24 protein-coding genes and 1 pseudogene are annotated in these 24,413 nt (G+C 66.9%); 24 read left to right on the top strand and 1 reads right to left on the bottom strand.

Features of this window, described 5'->3' with window-relative positions; translation table 11 throughout:
* Nucleotides 1–2 precede the first annotated feature (2 nt).
* The 3 genes from aroC to aroB are packed head-to-tail and all read left to right on the top strand — an operon-like array spanning nt 3 to nt 2,897.
* Nucleotides 3–1,211, top strand: coding sequence for a chorismate synthase (gene aroC / locus ABFX56_RS00665; RefSeq protein ID WP_346231356.1), 1,209 nt, complete (start codon nt 3–5; stop codon nt 1,209–1,211).
* Nucleotides 1,208–1,768: a shikimate kinase gene (locus ABFX56_RS00660; RefSeq protein ID WP_346231355.1), complete on the top strand. Its 561-nt coding sequence runs from the start codon at nt 1,208–1,210 to the stop codon at nt 1,766–1,768. The genes aroC and ABFX56_RS00660 overlap by 4 nt, the downstream gene beginning before the upstream one ends.
* A gap of 10 nt (nt 1,769–1,778) precedes the next feature.
* Nucleotides 1,779–2,897, top strand: a complete 1,119-nt coding sequence (aroB, locus tag ABFX56_RS00655) for a 3-dehydroquinate synthase (protein WP_346231354.1) — start codon at nt 1,779–1,781, stop codon at nt 2,895–2,897.
* 69 nt (nt 2,898–2,966) lie between these two features.
* Here aroB and ABFX56_RS00650 read toward each other — a convergent pair whose 3' ends face one another.
* Nucleotides 2,967–3,404: an Hsp20/alpha crystallin family protein gene (locus ABFX56_RS00650; RefSeq protein WP_346231353.1), complete on the bottom strand. Its 438-nt coding sequence runs from the start codon at nt 3,402–3,404 to the stop codon at nt 2,967–2,969.
* Between the two features lie 166 nt (nt 3,405–3,570).
* On the opposite strand from ABFX56_RS00650, the gene ABFX56_RS00645 reads away from it, so the two are divergent.
* The 21 genes and pseudogenes from ABFX56_RS00645 (at nt 3,571) to hisG (ending at nt 24,411) form a co-directional block, all read left to right on the top strand.
* Nucleotides 3,571–4,011, top strand: coding sequence for a type II 3-dehydroquinate dehydratase (locus ABFX56_RS00645; protein ID WP_346231352.1), 441 nt, complete (start codon nt 3,571–3,573; stop codon nt 4,009–4,011).
* Nucleotides 4,012–4,078: 67 nt separating this feature from the next.
* A complete protein-coding gene (gene efp / locus ABFX56_RS00640) occupies nt 4,079–4,642 on the top strand; it encodes an elongation factor P (protein WP_346231351.1) in 564 nt (187 codons plus the stop codon).
* 18 nt (nt 4,643–4,660) lie between these two features.
* Nucleotides 4,661–5,083, top strand: coding sequence for a transcription antitermination factor NusB (gene nusB / locus ABFX56_RS00635; protein WP_346231350.1), 423 nt, complete (start codon nt 4,661–4,663; stop codon nt 5,081–5,083).
* Nucleotides 5,084–5,301: 218 nt separating this feature from the next.
* Nucleotides 5,302–5,829 (top strand): bifunctional pyr operon transcriptional regulator/uracil phosphoribosyltransferase PyrR, encoded by a 528-nt coding sequence (gene pyrR / locus ABFX56_RS00630; RefSeq protein ID WP_346231349.1) that lies wholly within the window; start codon nt 5,302–5,304, stop codon nt 5,827–5,829.
* On the top strand, nt 5,826–6,779 hold the full coding sequence (locus ABFX56_RS00625; protein ID WP_346231348.1) for an aspartate carbamoyltransferase catalytic subunit: 954 nt from the start codon (nt 5,826–5,828) through the stop codon (nt 6,777–6,779). Before pyrR ends, ABFX56_RS00625 begins: the two co-directional genes overlap by 4 nt.
* A complete protein-coding gene (locus ABFX56_RS00620) occupies nt 6,776–8,137 on the top strand; it encodes a dihydroorotase (protein WP_346231347.1) in 1,362 nt (453 codons plus the stop codon). The genes ABFX56_RS00625 and ABFX56_RS00620 overlap by 4 nt, the downstream gene beginning before the upstream one ends.
* The gene (locus ABFX56_RS00615) at nt 8,130–8,648 is read left to right on the top strand and encodes a PH-like domain-containing protein (RefSeq protein WP_346231346.1); all 519 of its coding nucleotides are present in this window, start codon (nt 8,130–8,132) and stop codon (nt 8,646–8,648) included. The genes ABFX56_RS00620 and ABFX56_RS00615 overlap by 8 nt, the downstream gene beginning before the upstream one ends.
* Entirely contained in the window at nt 8,645–9,832 is a 1,188-nt protein-coding gene (gene carA / locus ABFX56_RS00610; RefSeq protein ID WP_428834377.1) for a glutamine-hydrolyzing carbamoyl-phosphate synthase small subunit, read from the top strand. The genes ABFX56_RS00615 and carA overlap by 4 nt, the downstream gene beginning before the upstream one ends.
* Nucleotides 9,832–13,116: pseudogene (carB, locus tag ABFX56_RS00605) on the top strand (carbamoyl-phosphate synthase large subunit); the annotation flags it as partial. The gene carA and the pseudogene carB, both read left to right, overlap by 1 nt.
* A 158-nt stretch (nt 13,117–13,274) precedes the next feature.
* Nucleotides 13,275–14,141 carry an orotidine-5'-phosphate decarboxylase gene (pyrF, locus tag ABFX56_RS00600; RefSeq protein ID WP_346231345.1) on the top strand — a complete coding sequence of 289 codons (867 nt, stop codon included), beginning with the start codon at nt 13,275–13,277 and terminating at the stop codon, nt 14,139–14,141.
* Nucleotides 14,129–15,040 (top strand): guanylate kinase, encoded by a 912-nt coding sequence (gene gmk / locus ABFX56_RS00595; protein ID WP_346231344.1) that lies wholly within the window; start codon nt 14,129–14,131, stop codon nt 15,038–15,040. Before pyrF ends, gmk begins: the two co-directional genes overlap by 13 nt.
* Nucleotides 15,041–15,057: 17 nt before the next feature.
* Entirely contained in the window at nt 15,058–15,330 is a 273-nt protein-coding gene (gene rpoZ / locus ABFX56_RS00590; RefSeq protein WP_346231343.1) for a DNA-directed RNA polymerase subunit omega, read from the top strand.
* A 20-nt stretch (nt 15,331–15,350) separates the two neighbouring features.
* Nucleotides 15,351–16,529: a bifunctional phosphopantothenoylcysteine decarboxylase/phosphopantothenate--cysteine ligase CoaBC gene (gene coaBC / locus ABFX56_RS00585; RefSeq protein WP_346231342.1), complete on the top strand. Its 1,179-nt coding sequence runs from the start codon at nt 15,351–15,353 to the stop codon at nt 16,527–16,529.
* 28 nt (nt 16,530–16,557) lie between these two features.
* The gene (gene metK, locus ABFX56_RS00580) at nt 16,558–17,754 is read left to right on the top strand and encodes a methionine adenosyltransferase (RefSeq protein ID WP_346231341.1); all 1,197 of its coding nucleotides are present in this window, start codon (nt 16,558–16,560) and stop codon (nt 17,752–17,754) included.
* 1 nt (nt 17,755) lies between these two features.
* A complete protein-coding gene (locus ABFX56_RS00575) occupies nt 17,756–19,711 on the top strand; it encodes a primosomal protein N' family DNA-binding protein (protein WP_346231340.1) in 1,956 nt (651 codons plus the stop codon).
* Between the two features lie 38 nt (nt 19,712–19,749).
* Nucleotides 19,750–20,667, top strand: a complete 918-nt coding sequence (fmt, locus tag ABFX56_RS00570) for a methionyl-tRNA formyltransferase (protein WP_346233107.1) — start codon at nt 19,750–19,752, stop codon at nt 20,665–20,667.
* The gene (locus tag ABFX56_RS00565; RefSeq protein WP_346231339.1) at nt 20,664–22,049 is read left to right on the top strand and encodes an RsmB/NOP family class I SAM-dependent RNA methyltransferase; all 1,386 of its coding nucleotides are present in this window, start codon (nt 20,664–20,666) and stop codon (nt 22,047–22,049) included. The genes fmt and ABFX56_RS00565 overlap by 4 nt, the downstream gene beginning before the upstream one ends.
* 97 nt (nt 22,050–22,146) lie before the next feature.
* The gene (gene rpe, locus ABFX56_RS00560; RefSeq protein ID WP_346231338.1) at nt 22,147–22,812 is read left to right on the top strand and encodes a ribulose-phosphate 3-epimerase; all 666 of its coding nucleotides are present in this window, start codon (nt 22,147–22,149) and stop codon (nt 22,810–22,812) included.
* A gap of 27 nt (nt 22,813–22,839) precedes the next feature.
* Nucleotides 22,840–23,214, top strand: coding sequence for an FKBP-type peptidyl-prolyl cis-trans isomerase (locus ABFX56_RS00555; protein WP_346231337.1), 375 nt, complete (start codon nt 22,840–22,842; stop codon nt 23,212–23,214).
* 51 nt (nt 23,215–23,265) lie between these two features.
* A complete protein-coding gene (locus ABFX56_RS00550; RefSeq protein WP_346231336.1) occupies nt 23,266–23,529 on the top strand; it encodes a phosphoribosyl-ATP diphosphatase in 264 nt (87 codons plus the stop codon).
* 42 nt (nt 23,530–23,571) lie between these two features.
* Entirely contained in the window at nt 23,572–24,411 is an 840-nt protein-coding gene (gene hisG / locus ABFX56_RS00545) for an ATP phosphoribosyltransferase (RefSeq protein WP_346231335.1), read from the top strand.
* The last annotated feature ends 2 nt before the right edge of the window (nt 24,412–24,413 follow it).

Genomic DNA, 24,413 nt, shown 5'->3' with positions numbered 1-24,413 from the left:
ACATGCTTCGATGGTTGACCGCAGGAGAATCGCACGGACCGGAACTGGTGGCGATCCTCGAGGGTCTGCCAGCCGGTGTGCCGCTGTCGTTGGACCAAGTACGCGCCGATCTGGCCCGCCGCAAGCTGGGCTTCGGCCGCGGCGCGCGAATGAAGTTCGAAGCCGATGAGCTGGCCTTTTCCAGCGGGGTGCGCTTCGGCCTGAGCATGGGCAGCCCTATCGCGCTGCGGATCGGCAACACCGAATGGCCACGCTGGGTCGACGTGATGAGCGCGGAACCGGTCGACCTAGAGACTCTGCCCAAAGGGCGCGGCGCCGCACTGACCCGACCACGGCCGGGACACGCCGACCTCGTCGGCATGCAGAAGTACGGGTTTTCGGAGGCCCGCAACGTGCTCGAACGCGCCAGCGCCCGGGAAACCGCCGCTCGGGTGGCGCTCGGCGCCCTGGTGCGCGCCTTCCTCGCCGAGCTGGGCATCCGACTCGTCAGTCACACCTTGGCCATCGGCCCGGTGCGCGTTCCGGAGGGATCGCCGCTGCCGCACCCCGACGATGTCGAGCGGCTGGATGCCGATCCGCTGCGCTGCCTGGATCCGGCGACGTCTGCACTGATGGTCGCCGAAGTGGAAAGCGCGCAGCAGGACGGCGACACGCTGGGCGGAGTGGTCGAGGTCCTCGCCTATGGCCTGCCGCCCGGCCTGGGTTCCTACACCCACTGGGACCGGCGTCTGGATTCCCAACTCGCCGGCGCACTGATGAGCATCCAGGCGATCAAAGGCGTCGAGGTGGGCGACGGATTCCTCACCACGACCAGGCGCGGATCGCACGCCCACGATGAACTCGTGCAGACGGACAACGGGATCGCCCGGCTCACCGACCGTGCCGGAGGCACAGAAGGCGGCATGACCACGGGCACTGTCCTGCGGGTGCGAGCCGGCATGAAGCCGATCTCGACGGTGCCGCATTCGCTACGCACCGTGGATGTGGCGACCGGCGAGGCGGCGGGAGCACACCATCAGCGCTCGGATGTCTGCGCCGTGCCCGCAGCCGGAGTCGTGGCGGAGGCCATGGTCGCGCTCGTGCTCGCCGCCGCCGTCGTTGAGAAGTTCGGCGGTGACTCGCTGCCGGAGACCAAGCGCAACCTCGAAGGCTACCTGTCCAACATCCCGGAAAACCTCCTCACGACGGCAGAAAGCACCGGCACCGAGTGACGTCAGCACGTCCCCTGGTTGTCATCATCGGTCCGCCCGGGGCGGGGAAGACCCGGGTCGGGAAGCGCGTGGCCGGACTGCTGCACTGCCGCTTCGTCGACACCGACCGGCGGATCGTCGACGGGCACGGCTCCATTCCCGAGCTGTTCAGCAGGTTCGGGGAGGAGCACTTCCGTGCCATCGAACGGGTCGAAGTGGCGAAGTCGCTCGGTGAAGACGCCGTGGTCGCGCTGGGCGGCGGCGCCATTCTCAACGCGGATACCAGACGGGATCTGACGGACCTTCCGGTCGCCCTGCTCACCGTGAGCCGCGAGGCGGTGCAGTCCCGGATTTCGGGAACCGGACGTCCGTTGCTGGCCGACGGCCTCGAATCCTGGGATCGCCTGGTGGCAGACCGGAACGGCCTGTACCGAAGCCTCGCGACGCGCACCTGGGACACCTCCGGCCATCGGGTCGAAGACCTCGCTCGCGAGGTCGCCCAGTGGACTCAAGAGCAGCGGAGTCAAGACCAGCGGCGCCAACAGCAGCGGAGCCAAGAAGAAAGAACGAGCGAATGAGGATGACAGCATGACCACGACGACCATCACGGTGAACGGACCAGAGCCGTACGACGTGCTCATCGGCAACGACATCACCGACAGCATCACCAAATTGATCGGGCGCGACGCCAAGAAGGTCCTCATCGTGCACCAGCCGACCCTGGCCGCGCTGTCCGCGCAGCTGCGCGAGGGGCCACTCGCGAACTACGAAGTGCTCATGGCGGAGGTGCCGGACGGTGAACCGGCCAAACGCATCGAAGTCGCCGCCTGGTGCTGGCAGATCATGGGGACCGCAGACTTCAGCCGCACCGACGTCGTCATCGGGTTCGGAGGGGGAGCGGTCACCGACCTCGCCGGGTTCGTCGCCGCAACCTGGCTACGCGGGGTGCGGGTCATCCAGATCCCGACCACTCTGCTCGGCATGGTCGACGCCGCCATCGGCGGAAAGACGGCAGTCAACACCAGCGAGGGCAAGAACCTGGTCGGAGCGTTTTACGCGCCGTCCGCGGTGGTCGCCGACCTGGATGTGCTGGCCGGTCTCGGACAGAATGAGATCCTCGCCGGCTTCGGTGAGGTGGTCAAGTACGGGTTCATCGCCGAGCCGGAGATTCTCGAGGCGATCGAGTCCGACGTCGACACGGCCACGGATGCCACCAGCGACGTGTTCCGGCACCTGGTCGAGCTCTCGGTGGGCATCAAGGCACGCGTCGTCGGACGCGACTTCAAGGAATCCGGGCCGCGCGAAGTGCTCAACTATGGCCATACCCTGGGCCACGCCGTGGAATTCGCGGAACGGTACAAGTGGCGGCACGGGGCCGCCATCAGCGTCGGAATGATGTACGCTGCTGAACTCGCGCGGCTCGGCGGCCGGCTCAGCGACGAGGTCGTGGAGCGGCACCGCAGCATCCTGTCGTCGCTCCAATTGCCGATCGCGTACCCCATAGACCGGTGGAACAGCCTGCTCGAGGCCATGCAGCGCGATAAGAAGACGCGTGGTGGGATGCTTCGCTTCATTGTGCTCGACGACGTGGCCAGGCCGACGGTGCTCGCCGCGCCCGACCTCAGTCTGCTTTTCGCGGCCTACCAGGAGATCGGCTTCGAACGCGGCGGAGTTCAGAAGGCAGGGAAGAGCGTCAAGTCGCGGTAGCGGCATCCTGACGCGAATCGAGGCCAGGAGGAACCCCTCCTGGCCTCGATTCGCCTGCCGCGACGGTCGCTACTGGGCAGCCCCGGCGTTCACCGACTTCGGCTCGCGCGCTCCCGTGGCGACCTCGATCTTGCGCGGCTTCGCCTTCTCGCTGACCGGGATCGTCACGCTCAGCACACCGTTGTCGTAGTTGGCGCTGATTCGGTCGCGGTCGATTCCCTCGCCGAGATTGAGCTGCCGCAGGAACGACCCGGACTGCCGCTCGCGAGCCAGCCACTTGCGGTCGCCTTCGGCGGACAAGGTGCGCTCGGCACGGATCGTCAGGAGCTGGCCGTCGACATCCACGTCCACCGACCCGGGATCGATGCCCGGCAGGTCGGCGTTCAGCACATAGGTGTCGCCGCTACGGAAGAGGTCCATCGGCATCAGCCGCGGCCCTTGACGGGTGTCGAAGAGGGCGCCGGCCGCACGGTCCAATTCGCGGAACGGATCAAAACTCGTTGCCATCGTGATCAACTCCTTTTCTGCCGCCGAAGCGGCGCTTGCTGCTGCTTCCTAAACCTGAGTCGGTGTGACTCAACTATCAAAATATTAGCAGTCTCTGCTGGAGAGTGCTAAGTCGCGAGGCAAGGATTCGTCAGCCGAGAGCGAACGCGCCCGATAGGCTTGGGACATGGTGGCAGTGCTGGTGTTGAACGGGCCGAACCTCGGTCGGCTCGGCTCGCGCGAGCCGGATGTGTACGGCTCGGGAACGTTGGAAGACCTGCGCGGACTGTTGCAGCAGTCCGCTCCGGAGGGCACTGCGATCGACTTGCGTCAGACCAACGACGAGGCCGAACTGATCGGCTGGCTGTATGAGGCGGTCGATCACCGAACTCCGGTCATTCTCAACCCGGCGGCGTTCACGCACTATTCCTATGCGCTACGGGATGCTGCCGCGCTCGTCACCAAGGCCGGTGTCACGCTCATCGAGGTGCACATTTCGAACCCGCACGCACGCGAGGAGTTCCGCCACACGAGTGTGATTTCCGGAGTTGCGACCGGTGTCATCGCCGGATTTGGGTTCGGTTCCTACGTGCTCGCGCTGGACCACATTCTGCGCAGCGCGGCCTGAACCACGTAAACTTCTCTTTCGGTGCTGTTTCTGCGCCACTTTCCCAACCGAACGGATCTCATCTCGCATGGCTTCAACCGCTGACATCAGGAACGGCGTCGTCCTCAACATGGACGGCCAGCTTTGGACCGTGATCGAGTTCCAGCACGTGAAGCCGGGCAAGGGTGGCGCCTTCGTGCGCACCAAGGTCAAGAACGTGGTCACCGGCAAGACGGTCGACCGCACCTTCAACGCCGGTGCGAAAATCGAGACCGAGGTCGTCGACCGCCGCGAATTCCAGTACCTGTACAAGGATGGCGAGGCCTTCGTATTCATGGATGTCGCTGACTACGACCAGATCACCATCCCCGGCACCATCGTCGGCGACGCGGCCAACTTCATGCTGGAGAGCACGAACGTGACCGTCGCTCTGCACAACGGCGACCCGCTCTACGTCGAGCTGCCCGCATCCGTCGTGCTGGAGATCACCTACACCGAGCCCGGCCTGCAGGGGGACCGCTCCACCGGCGGCACCAAGCCGGCGACCGTCGAGACCGGCTACCAGATCCAGGTGCCGCTGTTTCTCGAACAGGGCACGAAGGTCAAGGTCGACACCCGCACGGGGGATTACCTCAGCCGCGTGAACGACTGAGCCGGGCCACTCAAACCTATGAGTGCCAGGACCAAGGCGCGAAAGCGCGCTCTCGATCTGCTGTACGGCGCTGATCTGCGTGAGATTTCGCTCAACAGCGCCCTCGCCATGGAGGCCGCGCGTGCGGTCAACGAACCGAGCCGTGCCGCATCGTGGGACTACGCACGGCAAATAGTGAACGGCATCGCTGAGCACGGCGACGAGATCGACGAGCTGATTGCCACCTACGCGCAGGGCTGGAGCATCGACCGGATGCCGGTGCTGGACCGCGCCATCATCCGGATCGGCATCTGGGAGATTCTGTTCAACGACGACATTCCCACCGGAGTGGCGATCTCGGAGGCTGTGGAGGCCGCGAAGTCGCTCAGCACCGAGGACTCCGGCGGGTTCGTGAACGGTCTGCTCGGCCGAATCGCCCAGACCAAGCCTAGCACTCCCTAGCCTCACCCCTCGGCCGCCCCGCCGGTGATCGAGCCTGTCGAGATCCGAGAAGGTGACCGGGGGTCTCGACGCGCTCGACCACCGGGGAGGGGGCGACCACCGGAAGCGGCTCCACCGGATGACGGGGAACCAGCGGACAGCACGAACCGGCCGGGCGATATAGTGGAGACATTGGACATCCTTGAATTCCGCCCAGAGAGACGGGGAAGGAGGTCAGGATGACTGCACGCGTAATTCTGCAGCACTCTGATATCACGCGCGCATTGACTCGGATCTCACACGAGATCCTCGAGTCGAATCGCGGCGCATCCGGTCTCGTCCTTCTCGGCATCCCGACACGAGGCGTGTTTCTCGCCGACCGTATCGGCAGCACCCTCGCCGGCATTGAGCCGGGTGCCTCCGTGGGGTCCCTCGACGTCACGATGTACCGCGACGATCTGGCGCGGAACCCCACCCGCGCCACGGCCCCGACCCGGCTGCCCGAGGGCGGCATCGACGGCAAAACAGTGGTGCTCGTCGATGACGTGCTCTACTCGGGTCGCACGATCCGCGCCGCCCTGGATGCCCTCGCTGACCTCGGTCGGCCCCGCGCGGTGCGTCTGGCCGTGCTCATCGACCGCGGTCACCGGCAGCTTCCGATCCGTGCCGATTTCGTCGGCAAGAACCTGCCGACCTCTGTGGCGGAACGTGTCAACGTTCGCGTGAGCGAGATCGACGACAACGACGAGGTGACGATCGAGCCATGAGACACCTGCTCTCCACACGAACACTGACCCGTGAGAACGCGGTGCACATTCTCGATGTCGCGGAAGACATGGCGGATGTCGCCCAGCGCGAGGTCAAGAAGCTCCCCACCCTGCGCGGCAAGAGCGTTGTCAACCTGTTCTACGAAGACTCAACGCGAACTCGAATCTCGTTCGAAGTCGCCGCCAAGCGCCTCAGCGCCGACGTGATCAACTTCAGCGCCAAGGGTTCCAGTGTGTCCAAGGGCGAGAGCCTCAAAGACACCGCGCAGACCCTCGCCGCCATGGGTGCCGACGCGGTGGTGATGCGCCACTCCGCCTCCGGAGCACCCCAGGTGCTCGCCGACAGCGGCTGGATCGACGCCGGTATCGTCAACGCCGGAGATGGCACCCACGAGCATCCGACCCAGGCGCTCATCGACGCGTTCACCATCCGCCGGCGTCTGCACGGCACCGCGGCCCGCGGGAAGGCCCTCGACGGAGTGCGTGTTGCCATCGCCGGTGACATCGTGCACTCCCGGGTCGCCAGGTCCAATATCTGGCTGCTCACGACTCTCGGCGCCAGCGTGCACTTGGTCGCTCCGGCCACCCTGCTACCTCAGCACACCGAGCAGTGGCCCGTCACGGTGGGCTTCAGCCTCGACGACGCGATCGGCAAGAACCTTGACGTGCTCATGATGCTGCGTATCCAATCCGAGCGGATGCACGCAGCCTTCTTCCCCAATGCCAGGGAATACTCCAGGCAGTGGGGACTCGACGACGAACGCCTCTCCCGGATGGCCGGCGATACCATGGTCATGCATCCAGGGCCGATGAACCGGGGCCTGGAGATTTCCGCGAGTGCCGCCGATTCGCAGCGGTCGACAGTACGCGAACAGGTGGCAGGCGGAGTTTCGCTGAGAATGGCGGTGCTGTACCTCTTGCTCTCCGGTGAACGGCAGGGGGCAGCATGACCGACGGGCGAAACAGCCAGGACCTCATCGTTCGAGCGGCGACTCTCGTCGACGGATCTCGCACCGACATCCTCGTCTCGGGTGGCAGGATCACCGAACTGGGAACCGCACTCTCCGCGACCGGCGCACGTGTCATCGACGCAGATGGCCTGCTCGCGCTGCCTGGCCTGGTCGATCTGCACACTCACCTGCGTGAGCCGGGCTTCGAGCACAGCGAGACCGTGCTCAGCGGTTCCCGCGCCGCTGCGATCGGCGGCTTCACCGCCGTGCATGCGATGGCCAATACGTCCCCGGTCGCCGACAACGCCGGCGTCGTGGAGCAGGTGGCTTCCCGCGGCGCTGCGGCCGGATACGTCACTGTGCGACCGGTCGGCGCCGTCACCATGGGCCTCGAGGGCCGGCGGTTGGCCGAAATCGGTGCGATGGCAGACAGTCGCGCCGCGGTGCGCGTGTTCTCGGACGACGGCAAGTGCGTTTCGGATGCCCTGCTTATGCGCCGGGCGCTCGAATACGTGAAGACATTCGGCGGCGTCGTAGCGCAGCATGCCCAGGAACCGTCACTCACCGACGGCGCACAGATGAACGAAGGCACCGTCTCGGCCGACCTCGGGCTGGCTGGCTGGCCGGCCGTCGCCGAAGAATCGATCATCGCGCGCGACGTGCTGCTGGCCCACCACGTCGGCGCGCGCCTGCACGTCTGCCACGTCTCCACGGCCGGCGCCGTCGACGTCATCCGCTGGGCGAAGGCCCGCGGCATCGCGGTGACCGCCGAGGTGACCCCGCATCACCTGCTGCTCACCGAGGAACTGGTGCGCGGCTACGACGGCCGGTTCAAAGTCAACCCGCCGCTGCGTACCGATGAAGATGTGCACGCACTGCGCGCCGGACTCGCCGACGGCACCATCGACATCGTCGCCACCGACCACGCCCCGCATCCGCAGGAGGCGAAGGAGTGTGAGTGGGACGCTGCCGCGTTCGGCATGGTCGGTCTGGAGTCCGCACTGTCGGTCGTGCAATCCGCCGTCGTCGACACTGGAATTATCGGCTGGTCGGATGTCGCCCGGGTACTGTCCAGGGAGCCGGCCAGCATCGGCGGACTCGCAGGCTACGACTCCGGTATCGTTGAAGGGGCGACAGAGTTCACTCTTTATGACCCGCGCGGAAGCTTTCTCTTCGACCACACCAGGTTGCACGGCAAGGGAATCAACTCTCCGTTTCTCGGGGTGACCCTGCCAGGCAGGGTGATGGCCACCGTCCACCACGGCTATCCGACGGTGCTCGATGGGAAGCTCCTCGAAGCCGATACCGTCGCAGCCAATGCAGAGGCACGGCGCAGAACAGGAGCACAGCGTGGATAGGGCACTACCGGTCATCATCATCGCGATCCTGACGGTGCTCGCGCTCCTCGGCATGTACTGGGGTTGGCGCGGACGCCAGAAACGCCAGGCCACGCTCCCGCATCCGCAGACGGCACCGGCCGCGCTCGGCACCGAGATTCTGCGCTGCGACTGCCTGTATGTCGCCACGACGCTCGCCGCCCAGCCGCTGGAGCGAATCGCTGTCTCCGGACTGGGCTTCCCCGGCCAGGCCGGCGTACTCGTCACCGAACGCGGTGTCGCGCTCTCGATCGCGGGAGGTTCGGACGCCTTCATCCCCTCGGCCGACCTCATCGGCGTCGGCCGGGCGACTTGGACGATTGATCGCGCCGTGGAGTCCGGTGGCCTCGTCGTCGTGAACTGGATGCTTCGAGGCGACAACGATGTCGCGGTGGACACCTACCTCCGCATCGTCGAACCGGAGAACCCGACCGATTTTCTTCAGGCGATCGAGGGACGCATCGCAACAAACAGCGGAAGTGAGGCACAGTGACGGAATTGGCGCAATCTATGGCAGCGGTATTGGTGTTGGAGGACGGCTCCCGCTACGAAGGGCAGGCCTACGGCGCCCGTGGGCACACCCTGGGCGAGGCAGTGTTCGCGACCGGGATGACCGGATACCAGGAGACCCTCACCGACCCGTCCTACGCGGGCCAGATCGTGCTGATGACCGCCCCGCACATCGGCAACACCGGCGTGAACGTCGAAGACCGGGAGTCTGACCGCATCTGGGTTGCCGGATTCATCGTGCGCGACCCCTCCAGGGTGGTGTCGAACTACCGCGCTCAGGGCAGCCTCGAAGACTCGCTCACCTCACAGGGCATCGTGGGCATCAGCGGCATCGACACCAGAGCGGTGACACGCCGACTGCGCTCCGTGGGAGTGATGCGCGCCGGTATCTTCTCCGGCGATGACGCGGCGCTCGGCGACTCCAACCAGCTCACCATGATTCGCGAGTCCGCGCCGATGGCCGGAGCCAATTTGTCCTCGGTCGTCTCCGCCACGCAGACGTACTCCCTTGCGGCGGAGGGGGAGAGGATCGGGTCCGTCGCCGTCGTCGACCTCGGCGTGAAGGCCTCGACCCTGCACTATCTGGCCGCACGCGGCCTGGACGTGCAGGTGGTGCCCGAAAGCATCACCATCGAGCAGCTCCGCGAACTGGCTCCGGATGCGGTGTTCTACTCAAACGGGCCGGGCGACCCCGGCGCCTCCGACGACCACGTCGACCTGCTGCAAGAGGTGCTCCGCGATGGCACCCCGTTCTTCGGCATCTGCTTCGGCAACCAGCTGCTCGGCCGGGCACTGGGCCTCGGCACCTACAAATTGCCCTTCGGACATCGCGGGATCAACCAGCCGGTGCTGGACAAGGCCACCGGACGAGTGGAGATCACCTCCCACAATCACGGTTTCGCGGTCGAGGCGCCGCTGCAGGGCGTGTTCGACTCGCCAGCCGGGTTCGGGCGCGTCGAGGTGAGCCATTACGACCTCAACGACTCGGTGGTCGAAGGCCTGAACGCGCTGGACATCCCGGCTTTCTCGGTGCAGTATCACCCGGAGGCCGCCGCCGGCCCGCACGACGCCAACTACCTCTTCGACCGATTCCGGGACATGGTGCTGGAGCGCCGAAAGACCCGGTCCGAGAATCCCACCAGCGACAATCCAGGGGAAGGCAACTGATGCCCAAACGCGACGACATCCACAGCGTCCTCGTCATCGGCTCCGGTCCGATCGTCATCGGCCAGGCCTGCGAGTTCGACTACTCAGGCACCCAGGCCTGCCGCGTGCTGCGCGAAGAGGGCATCAGGGTGATCCTGATCAACTCCAACCCGGCCACGATCATGACCGACCCGGACTTCGCGGACGCCACCTACGTCGAGCCGATCACCTGGGAGGTCATCGAATCGATCATCGCCCTAGAGCGGCCGGATGCCATCCTGCCGACCCTGGGCGGCCAGACCGCACTGAACGCGGCGACCCAGCTGTTCGAGCACGGGGTGCTGGAGAAGTACGACGTCGAACTCATCGGCGCCAGCTTCGAGGCGATCCAAAGAGGTGAGGACCGCCAGAAGTTCAAAGACCTGGTGATCCAGGCCGGTGCCGAAGTGGCGCGCTCCCACATCGCCCACACGGTGGAGGAAGCGCTCGGCTTCGCCGAAGACCTCGGCTACCCGATGGTGATCCGCCCCTCCTTCACCATGGGCGGTCTCGGCAGCGGCTTCGCGCACACCGAGGCAGAGCTCATCCGGATGGTCGGCAACGGCCTGCACCAGAGCCCGACCACCGAAGTGCTGCTGGAAGAATCCATTCTCGGCTGGAAGGAGTACGAGCTCGAGATCATGCGCGACAACGCGAACAACACCGTTGTTGTCTGCTCGATAGAAAACGTCGACCCGGTCGGCGTGCACACCGGCGACTCGATCACCGTCGCCCCGGCGCTCACCCTCACCGACCGGGAATACCAGCAGCTGCGCGACATCGGCATCGAGATCATCCGGCTGGTGGGCGTGGAGACCGGCGGATGCAACATCCAATTCGCCGTGGAACCCTCCGACGGCCGCATCATCGTCATCGAGATGAATCCCAGGGTGTCGCGCTCCAGTGCCCTGGCCAGTAAGGCCACCGGGTTCCCGATCGCCAAAATTGCCGCCAAGCTGGCGATCGGCTATCGGTTGGACGAGATTCCGAACGACATCACCCGCGTCACCCCATCGTCGTTCGAACCGACACTGGACTACGTCGTCGTCAAGGTGCCCCGATTCGCATTCGAGAAGTTCCCCGAGGCGGACACCGAACTGACCACGACGATGAAATCGGTCGGCGAGGTGATGGCGATCGGCCGCAACTACACCACCGCACTGCAGAAGGCGCTGCGTTCGCTTGAGAAGCGCGGTTCCTCATTCCACTGGGGCGACCAACCGGCCACCAAGGAGGAACTGCTCACGCTGGCCGCCATCCCCACCGACGGACGCATCGTTACCGTTCAGCAGGCGCTGCGACTGGGTGCCACCGTGGAGGAGGCGTTCGAGGCCACCAAGATCGACCCATGGTTCCTCGACCAGATCGTACTCATCAACGAGGTCGCCGCCGCGGTGGCGACCGCCGACGAGCTCGACGCTGCCGTGCTGCGATTGGCCAAACGGCACGGTTTCAGCGACAGCCAGATCGCGCAACTTCGTGGCGTCGCGGAGGTCGATGTCACGGCGCTGCGCTATGTGCTCGGCATCCGGCCGGTGTTCAAAACGGTGGACACCTGCGCCGGAGAGTTCCCGGCTCTCACCCCGTACCACTACTCCAGCTACGACCAGGAGACCGAGGTGGCCCCGAGCGATCGAAAGAAGGTGGTGATCCTCGGTTCCGGCCCGAACCGGATCGGCCAGGGCGTCGAGTTCGACTACTCCTGCGTGCACGCCTCGTTCGCGCTGTCCGCGGCGGGCTTCGAAACGATCATGATCAACTGCAACCCCGAGACCGTGTCCACCGACTACGACACCTCGGACCGGCTGTACTTCGAGCCGCTCACGCTGGAGGACGTGCTCGAAGTGCTCCACGCGGAGGCGCAGAGCGGAGAACTGGTCGGCGTCATCGTGCAGCTGGGCGGCCAGACCGCGCTGGGCCTGGCCAAGGGCCTCAAGTCCGCAGGGATCCCGATCCTCGGTACCAGTCCGGAGGCGATCGACCTGGCAGAAGAGCGGGGCGCCTTCTCGCGCATCCTCGACGCCGCCGGACTGCGGGCCCCCCGTAACGGCACGGCCACCGACGTCACCACCGCGATCACAGTGGCCGAAGGCATCGGCTACCCGGTGCTGGTGCGCCCGTCCTACGTGCTCGGTGGTCGCGGCATGGAAATCGTCTACGACAGCGAGTCGATGGCGACGTACTTCGACCGGGTCGCCGGCATGGCGATCATTTCGCCGGACTCGCCGCTGTTGGTCGACCGGTTCATCGACGACGCCGTGGAGATAGACGTCGACGCCCTCTACGACGGCACCGAACTGTACATCGGCGGCATCATGGAGCACATCGAGGAGGCCGGCATCCACTCCGGAGACTCCTCGTGCACCCTGCCGCCGGTGACCCTCGGCCACGACGTGATCGACCAGGTGCGCAGTGCCACCCTGGCGATCGCCGAAGGCGTCGGGGTGCGCGGGCTGCTCAACGTGCAGTTCGCCGTCGGCGCCGGCGTGCTCTATGTTCTGGAGGCCAACCCGCGCGCCTCCCGCACGGTGCCGTTCGTCTCCAAGGCGCTCGGCATCCCGCTCGCGAAAGCGGCGGCGCAGATCATGGTGGGCACCGGCATCCGTGAACTGGTCCAGTCCGGCCTGCTGCCGCGGCACGACGGTTCGGTGGTTCCGATGGATGCGCCGATTTCGGTGAAAGAGGCGGTACTGCCGTTCAAACGGTTCCGCACCAAGGAAGGACGCATCGTCGACTCCGTGCTCGGGCCGGAGATGCGCTCTACGGGCGAGGTGATGGGCATCGACGCCGCGTTCCCGAAGGCGTTCGCCAAGAGCCAGGTCGCCGCCTACGGCGGGCTGCCCTCCACCGGCACCGTGTTCGTCTCCGTCGCCGACAGCGACAAGCGCGCCATAGTCCTGCCGGCGCTGCGACTTCAGCAGCTTGGATTCACCATCCTGGCGACCGAGGGCACCGCGGAGATCTTGGCCCGCAACGGGATCGAGGCGCGCGTGGTACGCAAGTACAGCGTGACGGCGCCGGAGTCCGGTGAACCGTCGATCGTCGATCTCATCAACGCGGGGGAGGTGGACATCGTGATCAACACCCCGAGTGGCAGAACCGCGCGGGCTGACGGCTACCAGATTCGCACGGCCACCGTGGCCGCCGACAAGCCGCTGTTCACCACCATCGCCCAGCTCGGTGCCGCGGTCGCCTCCGTTGAAGCCATCCGCGAGCCGTTCACCGTGAGGTCCCTGCAGAACTATGCACTGGATCGAGCGGCCCGGTTGGAGCAGACCCAAGTCGAGCAGGCGCGGGTGGAGGAAACCCAGCAGGCGCAGGAGGAGCAGGCGCACGAGTCGGAGCAGGCCCAGGACTCGGAGCAGGCCCAGGAGTCGGAGCAGGCCCAGGAGTCGGAGCAGGCCCAGGAGTTGGAGCAAGCACAGTGACGTCTGCCCCCGGGTTCGGCGAACGCCTGGCGGCCACCTTCGCCGCCTGGGGGCAGTTGTGCGTCGGCATCGACCCGCATCCCTGGTTGCTCACCCAGTGGGCCGTGCCTGACACCGCATCCGGCGTGCGCGAGTTCGGTCTGCGCGTCGTCGATGCCTGCGCCGGCCGGGTCGGCATCGTCAAGCCGCAGGTGGCGTTCTTCGAGCGTCACGGCGCCGCAGGTTTCGCGGCACTCGAGGCCGTCCTGGGTGCCGCCCGTGCGGCCGGCCTGCTGGTGATCGCCGATGCCAAACGCGGCGACGTGGGAAGCAGCGCCGAGGCCTACGGCGCCGCCTGGCTCACCCCAGGCTCCCCGCTCGAGGCCGCTGCGCTCACCGTCAATCCTTACCTTGGCGTCGGTTCACTCGACCCGGTGATCGCCCTGGCGCGCCGACACGGCAAGGGTTTGTACGTGCTCGCGGCCACCTCCAACCCCGAGGGGTTGGCCGGACAGACCGCCGTGGTGGCGAACGGGGAGCAGACCACACAGACCCTGGCAGGCGGTATTGTCAACGAGGTGATGCAACGCAACGCGACCGTTGCCAGTCCCATCGGCGACCTGGGCGTCGTGCTCGGGGCCACCCTCGACCTGGCCGGCTATGGGATCGACCCGGACCGCTTGGTTGGCTCACCCGCCACGTCGGTACTCGCGCCAGGCTTCGGCCATCAAGGGGCGCGCTTCGACCAAGTGCGTTCACACTTCCGCAGCGCCAGCCCGGTCACCGTACTCAGCGTCTCCCGCAGTATCCTCGCCGCAGGACCCGGCGCTTTGACCGCTGCCATCGACGAGCACGTGAGCGAGGCAGCCCGATGTCTGGCGTAACTCCACCACAGGTCGACCGGATCGCCGCCTCCCGCGCCGCCGTTGCGGCACGCCGCGCCAGGGCTGCCGTCAAAGCATCCATCGCATCCCGAGTGCTCAGCCCCGTCGATGTCGTCGATATCGCCTGGAACGACCCTGACTCGGCCGCGGCCAGGCTTCGGGTCCGCGAGTTCCTCACTAGCATTCCGGGACTTGGACCCACCCGCGCCGCCGCAGTGATGGCACGGCTGGCCATCGCAGACTCGAAACGCATCGGCGGCCTCGGGATGCTCCAGCGCCGACGACTACGTGACTGGCTGGCGCAACGCGAACACCGTGCACCGGAACGCCCGCCGTCCCGGCTGGTCGTCCTGGCCGGCCCCACCGCCGTCGGCAAGGGCGCCGTCTCCACATACATCCGCGAACACCACCCGAACGTATTGCTGTCGGTATCCGCCACCACGAGAGCCCCCCGTCCCGGCGAGACCGACGGTGTGAACTACTACTTCGTCGACGACGTCGAATTCGACCGGATGATCGCGGAAGGGGAGATGCTCGAGTGGGCCACCGTGCACAACGCCTACCGCTACGGCACCCCGAGGGCACCGATCGCGGCCGCCCTGGAGCAGGGCAAGAGCGTTCTGCTGGAAATCGACCTGCAGGGCGCCCGGTCGGTGAAACGCGCCATGCCGGAGGCCACGCTCGTGTTCCTGCTGCCGCCGAGCTGGGAAGAACTGGTCCGCCGGCTCATCGGCCGCGGCACGGAGGACAGCGCGGAACAGGCCAGGCGACTGGTCACCGCGAAGGCCGAATTGGCGGCCCAGTATGAGTTTGACTACCGGGTGGTCAACCGCGAAGTGCAGGAGGCGGCACGCGAGGTCGTAGACTTGATGTCGATAGAAGCAGAGCCAGGTATATGAAGACGGAGTTTCGCACAATGGTAGAACGCGCCAAGGGCATCATCGACCCGCCCATCGACGAGTTGCTGTCCAAGGTCGACTCCAAGTATGCGCTGGTGATTTTCGCCTCCAAGCGCGCCCGTCAGATCAACGACTACTACGCCGATCTTCACGAGGGCAGCCTGTTCGACAACGTCGGACCGCTGGTGGACTCGACCATCGACGACAAGCCGCTCTCGGTCGCCATGCGCGAGATCAACGAGGACAAGCTGGTCGTCACACCGCTGGCCGAGACTGCTCTGGCCGAGTAGCGCTCAGACCCGGCGCACCCGTGAACATAGTCGTCGGCGTGACGGGCGGAATCGCCGCCTATAAGGCCGTTGCCGTCATTCGGGCGTTCGTCCTCGACGGTCACGACGTGCAAGTGGTGGCGACCGAGGCGGCACTGCGGTTCGTCGGTAAGCCCACCCTCGAAGCGATCAGCCGAAACCCGGTGCACACCGACCTCTACGAGGGCGTCGCCCAGGTACGGCACGTGGCCATCGGCCAGTCAGCGGACCTCATCGTGGTCGCCCCGGCAACCGCCGACTTCCTCGCGAAGATCGCCGCGGGACTGGCCGACGACCTGCTCGGGAACACCATTCTCGCCAGCCGGGCGCCGCTCATCGTTGCACCGGCCATGCACACCGAGATGTGGCACAACGCTGCCACCGTTTCCAACGTGGCGCTGCTGCGCAGCCGCGGGGTGATCACCGTGGGCCCAGGCAACGGCCAGCTCACCGGCGACGACTCCGGTCCAGGCAGGATGGCCGAGCCCGACGAAATCGTGGCGGCAGCGCTGGCCGCCATCACGGTGAAAGATCTCGCAGGACACACCATCCTGGTCACCGCCGGCGGCACCAGGGAACCGCTCGACCCGGTGCGCTTTGTCGGCAACCGCTCCAGCGGCAGGCAGGGCGTCGCGATCGCGCTGGCTGCCGCCGCCCGCGGAGCCGACGTCACGTTACTGGCCGCCAACCTCGAAGTGCCGGTGCCCAACTCGATCACCGTTGTGAAGGTCGGGACCGCGCTCGAACTCGACGAGGCGGCCAGGCGCGAATCCCGCGTGGCCGACGCCGTCATCATGGCCGCCGCAGTCGCCGACTACCGGCCGGAAGCGGTGTCGGATGACAAGATCAAGAAGGACGTCACCGGAGACCGGCTCACGCTCGAACTCGTCAGGAACCCCGACGTTCTGATGGCGCTGGTGAAGAGCCGCCCGGCCGGTCAGATACTGATCGGCTTTGCGGCGGAGACCGAACCCGACCATGATGCGCTGCTGGCGATCGGCCGAGCGAAGATCGCCAGCAAAGGCTGCGACTACCTTGTCATCAACCGTGTCGGCTGGACCGAAACGTTCGGTTCCGAGACAAACTCGGTCACCGTGGTGAACGACACCGGCGATATAGTGATGGAGGCATCAGGCGACAAAACCATCGTCGCTGATCGCATCCTCGATCTGATTTCCTGATCGTTCTCCGCCATCCGATAGGGCGTCTATGAGTGCACCTTTGCGTCTGTTCACCAGCGAGTCGGTGACCGAAGGTCATCCGGACAAGATCTGCGACCAGATCTCCGACAGCATCCTAGATGCGCTGCTCGCCGAAGATCCGCAGAGCCGCGTCGCGGTTGAGACGGTGGTCACCACCGGACTCGTACACATCGTCGGCGAGGTCACCACGTCCGGCTACGTCGACATCCCCACCCTCGTGCGCGAACGCATCATCGACATCGGCTACCACTCATCTGAGGTGGGGTTCGATGGCGCCTCCTGCGGGGTCTCCGTGTCGATCGGCGCCCAGTCGCCGGACATTGCTCGGGGCGTCAACACCGCGTTGGAAGCCCGCGAGGGCACCGACACCGACGAATGGGCCCGGCAGGGTGCCGGTGACCAGGGCATCATGTTCGGCTTCGCCACCACCGAGACAGCGCAGTTCATGCCGCTGCCGATCTGGCTAGCCCACCGGCTCGCCGAACGGCTGGCACAGGTGCGCAAGAGCGGACTGCTCACCTACCTGCGCCCGGACGGCAAGACCCAGGTCACCGTCGGCTACGACGGCTCCGTGCCGCGCACCGTCGACACCGTCGTGTTGTCGACCCAGCATTCGCCGTCGGTAACCAACGCGCAACTGAACACCGAAGTCACCGAACTGGTGATCGGCCCGGTGCTCGAGGACGCGGGCTTGGACAGCTCCCAGGCGCGCATCCTGATCAACCCGACCGGCCGGTTTGAGATCGGCGGACCGCAGGGCGACGCCGGGCTCACCGGGCGCAAGATCATCGTCGACACCTATGGCGGAGCCGCCCGTCACGGCGGCGGCGCGTTCTCTGGCAAGGATCCGTCCAAGGTGGACCGGTCCGCCGCGTACGCGATGCGCTGGGTCGCCAAGAACGCGGTCGCCGCGGGCCTGGCCGACCGGCTCGAAGTGCAGGTCGCGTACGCCATCGGCAAAGCGGCGCCCGTCGGTCTGTACGTTGAAAGTTTCGGCACCGGCCATGTGGGCGACGAGGCCATCATCGGCGCCATCCGCGACGTGTTCGACTTGCGGCCGGGCGCGATCATCCGCGACCTCGACCTGCTTCGGCCGATCTACGCGGCGACGGCTACCTACGGGCATTTCGGGCGCGAACTGCCGAACTTCACCTGGGAGCGACTCGACCGAGTGGATGCGCTCCGAAGCGCAGTGGGTCTCTAGCATGCCGGCGGCATCCATCGCACGGGTGCTGCTCGACTCGCCGCTGCCACAGCTCGACCGCCTGTTCGACTACCGCATCCCGCCGCAGTTTGCGCAGGAGGCGATGCCCGGAGTGCGGGTGCGTGTGCCGCTGCGCTCGGCCGGCCGGCTGGCCGACGGATTTCTCATCGACGTGGCCCAGGAAGCAGAGTATTCCGGCGTTCTCAGCGAGCTCGACAGCGTGGTCTCCCCGGTGCCGGTTCTGGCTCCCGAGGTCTGGGCCCTGGCGCGCAGCGTGGCCGACCGCGCGGCGGGCGGCGCCAGCGACGTGCTGCGCCTGGCGGTGCCCAAACGGCAGGTGCGGGTGGAGAAGGCCTGGCTGGAGCATCCGGACGATACCGCCTTCCCGGTGCATCCCATCGACCTGCCCGATTACGACACCGCGGTGTTCGATGCGGCCATCGCTGATGGCGGGCGACTGGCGGTCGAGGCGCTGCCGCTGCTGGCCGGTCTGCCGGACGGACCCTGGGTCGGCCACTGGGCGGTGACTCTCGCCGCGCTGGCGACCAGGGCACTCGGCCACGGTTCGGTGATCCTCGCCGTGCCGGACTACCGTGACCAGGACCAGCTGGTCGCGGCGCTGGAGGCGGTGCTGCCCGCCGAGGCCATCGTGAGGCTCGATGCCCGCCAGTCGAATCCGGACCGCTACCGCGGGATGTTGGCCTGCCTGGGGGACACGCCCAGGGTGATCGTCGGTAACCGCTCAGTGATCTACGCGCCGGCTCGGCAGCTCGCCTTGATCGGCGTCTGGGACGACGGCGATCCGCTGCACGCCGAGCCACTGGCCCCCTACGTGCACACGCGGGACGCCGCACTGGTGCGCACCCAGCAGCAGCACTGCGCCCTCGTGTTCCTCGCCCATTCCCGCAGCGTGGAGGTGCAACGCCTCGTCACGCTGCGCTGGCTGCAGCCCATCGGGCCCAGGCGGGCGTACTCGCCCAGGGTCATCCCCACCGCCGGACAGTCCTCGGATGCGCCGGCGCAGCGGGCCCGCATACCTTCGACCGCGTGGCGGGAAGCGAAGGCGGCCCTCGAATTCGGTCCGGTGCTCGTTCAGGTCGCCCGGCCCGGGTACGCCCCGAAGCTGGTGTGCGCATCCTGCCACCAGGACGCCCGCTGCGCCCGCTGCTCGGGCCCTCTGACCATGAAAAGCGCCCACTCCCGCCCGACCTGCCGCTGGTGCGGAGCAATCGCTGCACAGTGGCGCTGTCCGGTGTGCGAGGGCACCGACCTCCGACTGGTGGGTCAGGGAACCGCCCGCACCGCGGAAGACCTGGGTCGCGCGTTTCCCGGCGTCAGGGTGATCCTCGCCGACGGCGACCACCCGGTTCGCAGCGTCGACGCCGAACCGGCCCTGATCGTCGCCACTCGTGGGGCGGAGCCGATCGCCCCGGGCGGCTACCGGGCGGTGCTGCTGCTCGACGGCGAGAACATGGTCGCCAGGGAGAGCCTCAGGGTCGGCGAAGACTGCCTGCGCTGGTGGTCGAACGCCATCGCCCTGGCCGCGATCAGCGCACCGTGCGTGCTGGTAGGGGTCGGCGGCGCGCTGGCCTCCGCCCTGGCCACCTGGCGGCTGCCGGACTACGCCGCCTCTGAGCTGCAGGACCGGCGCCGGTTGCGGTTCCCGCCGGCCGTGCGGGTCGCCACGCTCACTGGCTCGGCCGATGTGGTGGCGGATGCGGTGGCGAAGGCGACGCAGATCGGCCGCACGGATGTCCTGGGCCCGACCGACACCGACGACGGGGTGCGTGCCATCCTGCGCTTCGACTACGCTGACGGCGGCGCCGTCGCCGCCGTCCTGCGTGCCGAAGTGATCGTCGCCGCCACCCGGCGGCGTAAGCTCGCGGCCGGGGGAGACCGGGCAACACTGCCCAGCCTGCGAGTGCGCTGCGACGATCCGGAGCCGTTCCTGGAATGAGAAAGGCCCGTGAGATGCACCAACTGCCTGGTTCTTCACTGCGCATTGTGTTCGCCGGAAGCCCCGATGCCGCCACGCCGAGCCTGCACCTGCTGGCCGACAGCAGCCACGAGGTGGTCGGCGTCGTCACCCGCGAGGACTCGCCGCAGGGCAGGAAACACGTCCTCACCCCGACCGCCGTGGCCGTCGCCGCCACAGCGCGGTCCCTCCCCGTACTCAAGTCGAACCGGGTGGGCGCACTCACCGACAGCATCCGCGAACTGCACCCCGACCTGGGCGTGATCGTCGCCTACGGCGGGCTGATCCGGGAGCCGTTGCTGTCGGTGCCTCGGCTCGGCTGGATCAACCTGCACTTCTCGCTACTGCCGCGATGGCGCGGCGCCGCTCCGGTGCAACGAGCCATCATCGCCGGAGACGAGATCACCGGAGCCACCGTCTTCCAACTTGTGGCGGAACTGGACGCCGGTGCGGTGTTCGGACAGTTCACCCAGACCATTGCCGCAAACCAGACCGCCGGGCAGCTCCTGAAAAGCCTTTCCGAGGGTGGCGCCCAGCTGCTGCTGCGGGTGGTGGATGCCCTGGCCGACGGCACCGCGAGGGCGCAGGAACAGAACGGCGACGTCACGACGGCACCTAAACTCCTGATCGACGACGGCCGGATCGACTGGAACGCGCACGGCGCTATCGTGTCGAACCTGATCCGCGGTGTCACCCCGGAGCCCGGTGCGTTCACCCTGGTCGATGGCGCGCGCGTCAAGGTGCTCGCCGCCACCGCTGCCCCCGGTATCCAGCTGCCGCCCGGGCAATTCGGCTACTCGGACGGGCGGGTACTCGTCGGCACGGGCAGCGACGCGCTGGAACTGCTCGCTGTGCAACCGGCGGGGAAGAATCCGATGCCCGCGGCCGACTGGTGGCGCGGACGACGACCAGCCCACACTGCAGACGGGACGAAGTGAGCGATACCAGAATCCGGATCCAGCCGGCCAGACGCGTGGCGTACGAGGTCATCAGCGCCGTCCGCGAGTCAGACGCCTACGCGAACCTGCTGCTGCCGGTACGGCTGGGGCGGGCCAAACTGGCCGGACCGGATGCCGCGCTCGCCACGGAACTGACCTACGGCACCCTGCGCATGCTCGGCTACTACGACCGGGTGATCGAGTTGGCCGCCCGTCGGCCCGCTGCGCAAATCGACGCCCCGATCCTGGATGTGCTGCGCCTTGGCGTGCACCAACTGTTGTCGATGCGGGTCGCCCAGCACGCCGCCGTAGACGAGGCGGTGTCCCTCGCCCGCGAAGTCGGCTCCCGATCGGCCACCGGATTCGTCAACGGGGTGCTGCGCACCATCACCAGAAGCAGTCCGCAAACCTGGCAGTCGCTCGTGCTGGCCGGGGCACGCAACGACGACGAACGACTGGCCGCGGAACACTCCCATCCGGTCTGGATCATCCGAGCGTTCCGGCGGGCACTGGCCGCCGAGGGTCGGGGCGACGAGCTCACCGCGCTGTTGCAGGCGGACAACGCAGCACCCCACGTCAGCCTCACCGCGTTGCCGGGCCTGTCGACCGTGGCCGACCTGCCAGGCACCCGGCCAGGCCGGTTCTCGCCGTTCGCCGCGGCCAGCGACGGCGGCGACCCCGCGCACTGGTCCGTCGTGCGCGAAGGACGCGCCCGGGTTCAGGACGAGGGATCGCAGCTGGCCGCTCTCGCCCTCAGCCGCGCCAGACCGATCCGGCTGGGTGAACGCTGGCTCGACTTGTGCGCCGGTCCTGGCGGCAAGGCCACGCTGCTCGCGGCGGAGGCGGCGGCCGGCGGAGCCACCCTGGTCGCCAACGAATTCGTGCCGGCCCGTGCACAACTGGTGCGCAATGCCCTCGCCGTTTACGAGTCGCCGCCCGACGTGTGGGAACTGGATGGCACCGGAATCGGCGATTCCCACGCCGGTCAATTCGACCGCATTCTGCTGGATGCCCCGTGCACCGGCCTGGGCGCGCTACGCCGGCGCCCCGAGGCGCGCTGGCGCAAGCAACCCCACGATGTCGCCGACCTCGCCGAGGTGCAGATCAGGCTGCTGGAATCGGCACTGACTGCGCTGAAACCCGGTGGCATCGTCGCCTACGTCACCTGCTCGCCGCATCCGGGTGAGACGAGGGCCGTGGTGCAGAGCGTGCTGGGCGGCACCAACGCGGGGCCCGGAGATGTGCACACCATAGACACCCAGGCGGTGCTGGCGCAAGCCACCCGCCAGAGACTCGATCTGCCGCAGGCCTCGCATGTGCAATTGTGGCCGCACCGGCACGGCACGGATGCCATGTTCATCCAGTTGCTGCAGCGAGCCTAGGGTGCTCACTTGCGGGTAGTCGTTGCTCCCGGGGCTTGGGAAAGTGCACAAGACGCAAGTCAGCAGTTGGACCGAGCACGCCCGGTAGGCTGACGGCATGCCGGTCCGCATCAACCCCAGCATCCTCGCGGCGGACTTCGCCAACCTGCAGAGAGAGCTGGAGCGCATCCACACCGCAGATTTGGTGCACGTGGACGTGATGGACAACCACTTCGTGCCGAACCTCACCTTCGGCCAGGGCATGGTCGAGCGGCTGCAGCAGGTATCGGCGCTGCCGCTGGACGTGCATCTGATGATTGACGACCCAGACCGATGGGCACCCGGCTACGCTGAGGCCGGTGCGTTCTCGGTCACCTTCCACGCCGAGGCGGCGGCCGACAGCGTGACGCTCGCACGGCGACTACGGGAGATTGGCGCGCGGGCCGGGCTCGCGGTCAAGCCGGACACACCCATTGAGCCGTACCTCGAGCTGCTGACGGAGTTCGACCAGGTACTGGTGATGACGGTCGAACCGGGCTTCGGCGGTCAGAAGTTCATGGATTCCACCATGCCCAAACTGCGTCTACTGAGTGAGAGAGTCGCCAGCACTGGACTTGATGTCTGGCTTCAGGTCGACGGCGGCATCGACGAGCACACCATCATCATCGCCGCCGACGCCGGCGCGGACACGTTCGTGGCCGGCTCCAGCGTCTTCAAGGCCGACGACCCGGCCGCCATGATCCGAACGCTTCGGGCCGTCGCAACCCGCCACACGCATCCGTAACCTGGCAACGTCTGGTTGGATGGACGGATGAGCGAAACAGGCAAGACCAAACCACAGATCGAGTTCTACGACGGCGAAGCACCGCGGGACCTGGTCACCACAGACATCGAGGTCGGCGACGGTGCGGAAGCCACGGCCGGAGCAACCGTCGACGTGCACTACGTCGGGGTCGACCTCGAGTCTGGCGAAGAGTTCGACTCGTCGTGGGGCAGGGGATCCTCGATCAACTTCCCGCTGCGGAGCCTGATTGCGGGATGGCAGCAAGGCATCCCCGGCATGCGTGTCGGTGGTCGCCGACAGCTCGTCGTGCCGCCACACCTGGCTTACGGCGTCGCCGGATCCGGCCATCACCTGTCCGGACGCACCCTGATCTTCGTCATCGACCTGCTGGGCGTCAGCTAGCGCGGTCGTCTCAAGCGAAACCACACCCGGGCTACCGGTAACGTTGAGGGTGTGAAAACGTTCGACGGACTCTTCGATGAGCTGACCGAGAAAGCCGCGACACGGCCGGAGGGCTCCGGAACGGTCGCCAGACTGGACGGCGGCGTGCACTCCATTGGCAAGAAGATCGTCGAGGAGGCCGCCGAGGTGTGGATGGCTGCTGAATTCCAGTCCCTCGATGAGACCGCTGAAGAAATCTCGCAACTGCTGTACCACGTTCAGGTGCTGATGATCGCCAAGGGTCTCACCCCCGCGGACATCTACCGCTACCTGTGATCGCCCCGTCCGCCCTTGCCGGCGAGTAAAGAGAACTCAAGAATGCTGCGAGTCGCCGTGCCCAACAAGGGCGTGTTGTCCGAAACAGCCGTCCAGATGCTGTCCGAGGCAGGATACGTCATTCGGCGCGATCCGAAACAACTCGTGGTGTTCGACGAGCCGAACCACGCCGAGTTCTTCTACCTCCGCCCGCGGGACATCGCCACCTACGTCGGCTCTGGGGCACTGGACGTCGGCATCACCGGCCGCGACATGCTGCTGGACTCCGGCTCGAACGCCACCGAGGTCGCCACCCTCGACTTCGGGGCATCCACGTTTCGCTTCGCCGGCCCCGCCGGCAAGTTCACCGCTGTCGAGGAGCTCGAAGGGGTCCGGGTGGCCACAAGCTACCCGGGATTGGTGAAGAACTACCTGGACGCGATTGGGATCACGGTCAAACTGGTGACCCTGGACGGCGCCGTGGAATCCGCGGTGCGCCTGGGCGTCGCGGATGCCGTCGCCGACGTGGTCTCCACGGGCACCACGCTGCGCCAGCAGAACCTGGAGATCTTCGGCCCCGTCATCCTCGAGTCGACCGCGGTGCTGATCAGCTCAACAGACGACATCGAGGGGTTGCCCACCTTCCACCGCCGGCTGCACGGCGTGCTGGTCGCCCGGCAGTACGTGCTGATGGACTACGACCTGCCGGTGACCCTCTTGGAGACCGCCTCCACGATCACCCCGGGGCTGGAATCGCCGACGGTTTCCCCGCTGCACGACACCGGCTGGGTGGCCGTGCGGGTGATGATCCCGCGCGCGGAAGCGAACACCATCATGGACGCGCTGTACGAACTGGGCGCCCGCGCCATCCTGGTCAGCCCCATCCACGCCGCCCGGATTTGACC

It is taken from the genome of Parafrigoribacterium mesophilum (assembly GCF_039652555.1).
Taxonomy (GTDB): Bacteria; Actinomycetota; Actinomycetes; order Actinomycetales; family Microbacteriaceae; genus Parafrigoribacterium; species Parafrigoribacterium mesophilum.
This window is presented reverse-complemented; position numbering and strand designations above follow the sequence as displayed.

What these genes read in the sequence shown, in the direction of transcription:
- aroC (WP_346231356.1), top strand. Translation starts at nt 3, where the DNA reads ATGCTTCGATGGTTGACCGCAGGAGAATCGCACGGACCGGAACTGGTG.
- aroB (WP_346231354.1), top strand. Translation starts at nt 1,779, where the DNA reads ATGACCACGACGACCATCACGGTGAACGGACCAGAGCCGTACGACGTG.
- ABFX56_RS00650 (WP_346231353.1), bottom strand. Translation starts at nt 3,404, where the DNA reads ATGGCAACGAGTTTTGATCCGTTCCGCGAATTGGACCGTGCGGCCGGC.
- ABFX56_RS00645 (WP_346231352.1), top strand. Translation starts at nt 3,571, where the DNA reads ATGGTGGCAGTGCTGGTGTTGAACGGGCCGAACCTCGGTCGGCTCGGC.
- efp (WP_346231351.1), top strand. Translation starts at nt 4,079, where the DNA reads ATGGCTTCAACCGCTGACATCAGGAACGGCGTCGTCCTCAACATGGAC.
- nusB (WP_346231350.1), top strand. Translation starts at nt 4,661, where the DNA reads ATGAGTGCCAGGACCAAGGCGCGAAAGCGCGCTCTCGATCTGCTGTAC.
- pyrR (WP_346231349.1), top strand. Translation starts at nt 5,302, where the DNA reads ATGACTGCACGCGTAATTCTGCAGCACTCTGATATCACGCGCGCATTG.
- ABFX56_RS00625 (WP_346231348.1), top strand. Translation starts at nt 5,826, where the DNA reads ATGAGACACCTGCTCTCCACACGAACACTGACCCGTGAGAACGCGGTG.
- ABFX56_RS00620 (WP_346231347.1), top strand. Translation starts at nt 6,776, where the DNA reads ATGACCGACGGGCGAAACAGCCAGGACCTCATCGTTCGAGCGGCGACT.
- gmk (WP_346231344.1), top strand. Translation starts at nt 14,129, where the DNA reads ATGTCTGGCGTAACTCCACCACAGGTCGACCGGATCGCCGCCTCCCGC.
- rpoZ (WP_346231343.1), top strand. Translation starts at nt 15,058, where the DNA reads ATGGTAGAACGCGCCAAGGGCATCATCGACCCGCCCATCGACGAGTTG.
- metK (WP_346231341.1), top strand. Translation starts at nt 16,558, where the DNA reads ATGAGTGCACCTTTGCGTCTGTTCACCAGCGAGTCGGTGACCGAAGGT.
- ABFX56_RS00575 (WP_346231340.1), top strand. Translation starts at nt 17,756, where the DNA reads ATGCCGGCGGCATCCATCGCACGGGTGCTGCTCGACTCGCCGCTGCCA.
- rpe (WP_346231338.1), top strand. Translation starts at nt 22,147, where the DNA reads ATGCCGGTCCGCATCAACCCCAGCATCCTCGCGGCGGACTTCGCCAAC.
- ABFX56_RS00555 (WP_346231337.1), top strand. Translation starts at nt 22,840, where the DNA reads ATGAGCGAAACAGGCAAGACCAAACCACAGATCGAGTTCTACGACGGC.
- hisG (WP_346231335.1), top strand. Translation starts at nt 23,572, where the DNA reads ATGCTGCGAGTCGCCGTGCCCAACAAGGGCGTGTTGTCCGAAACAGCC.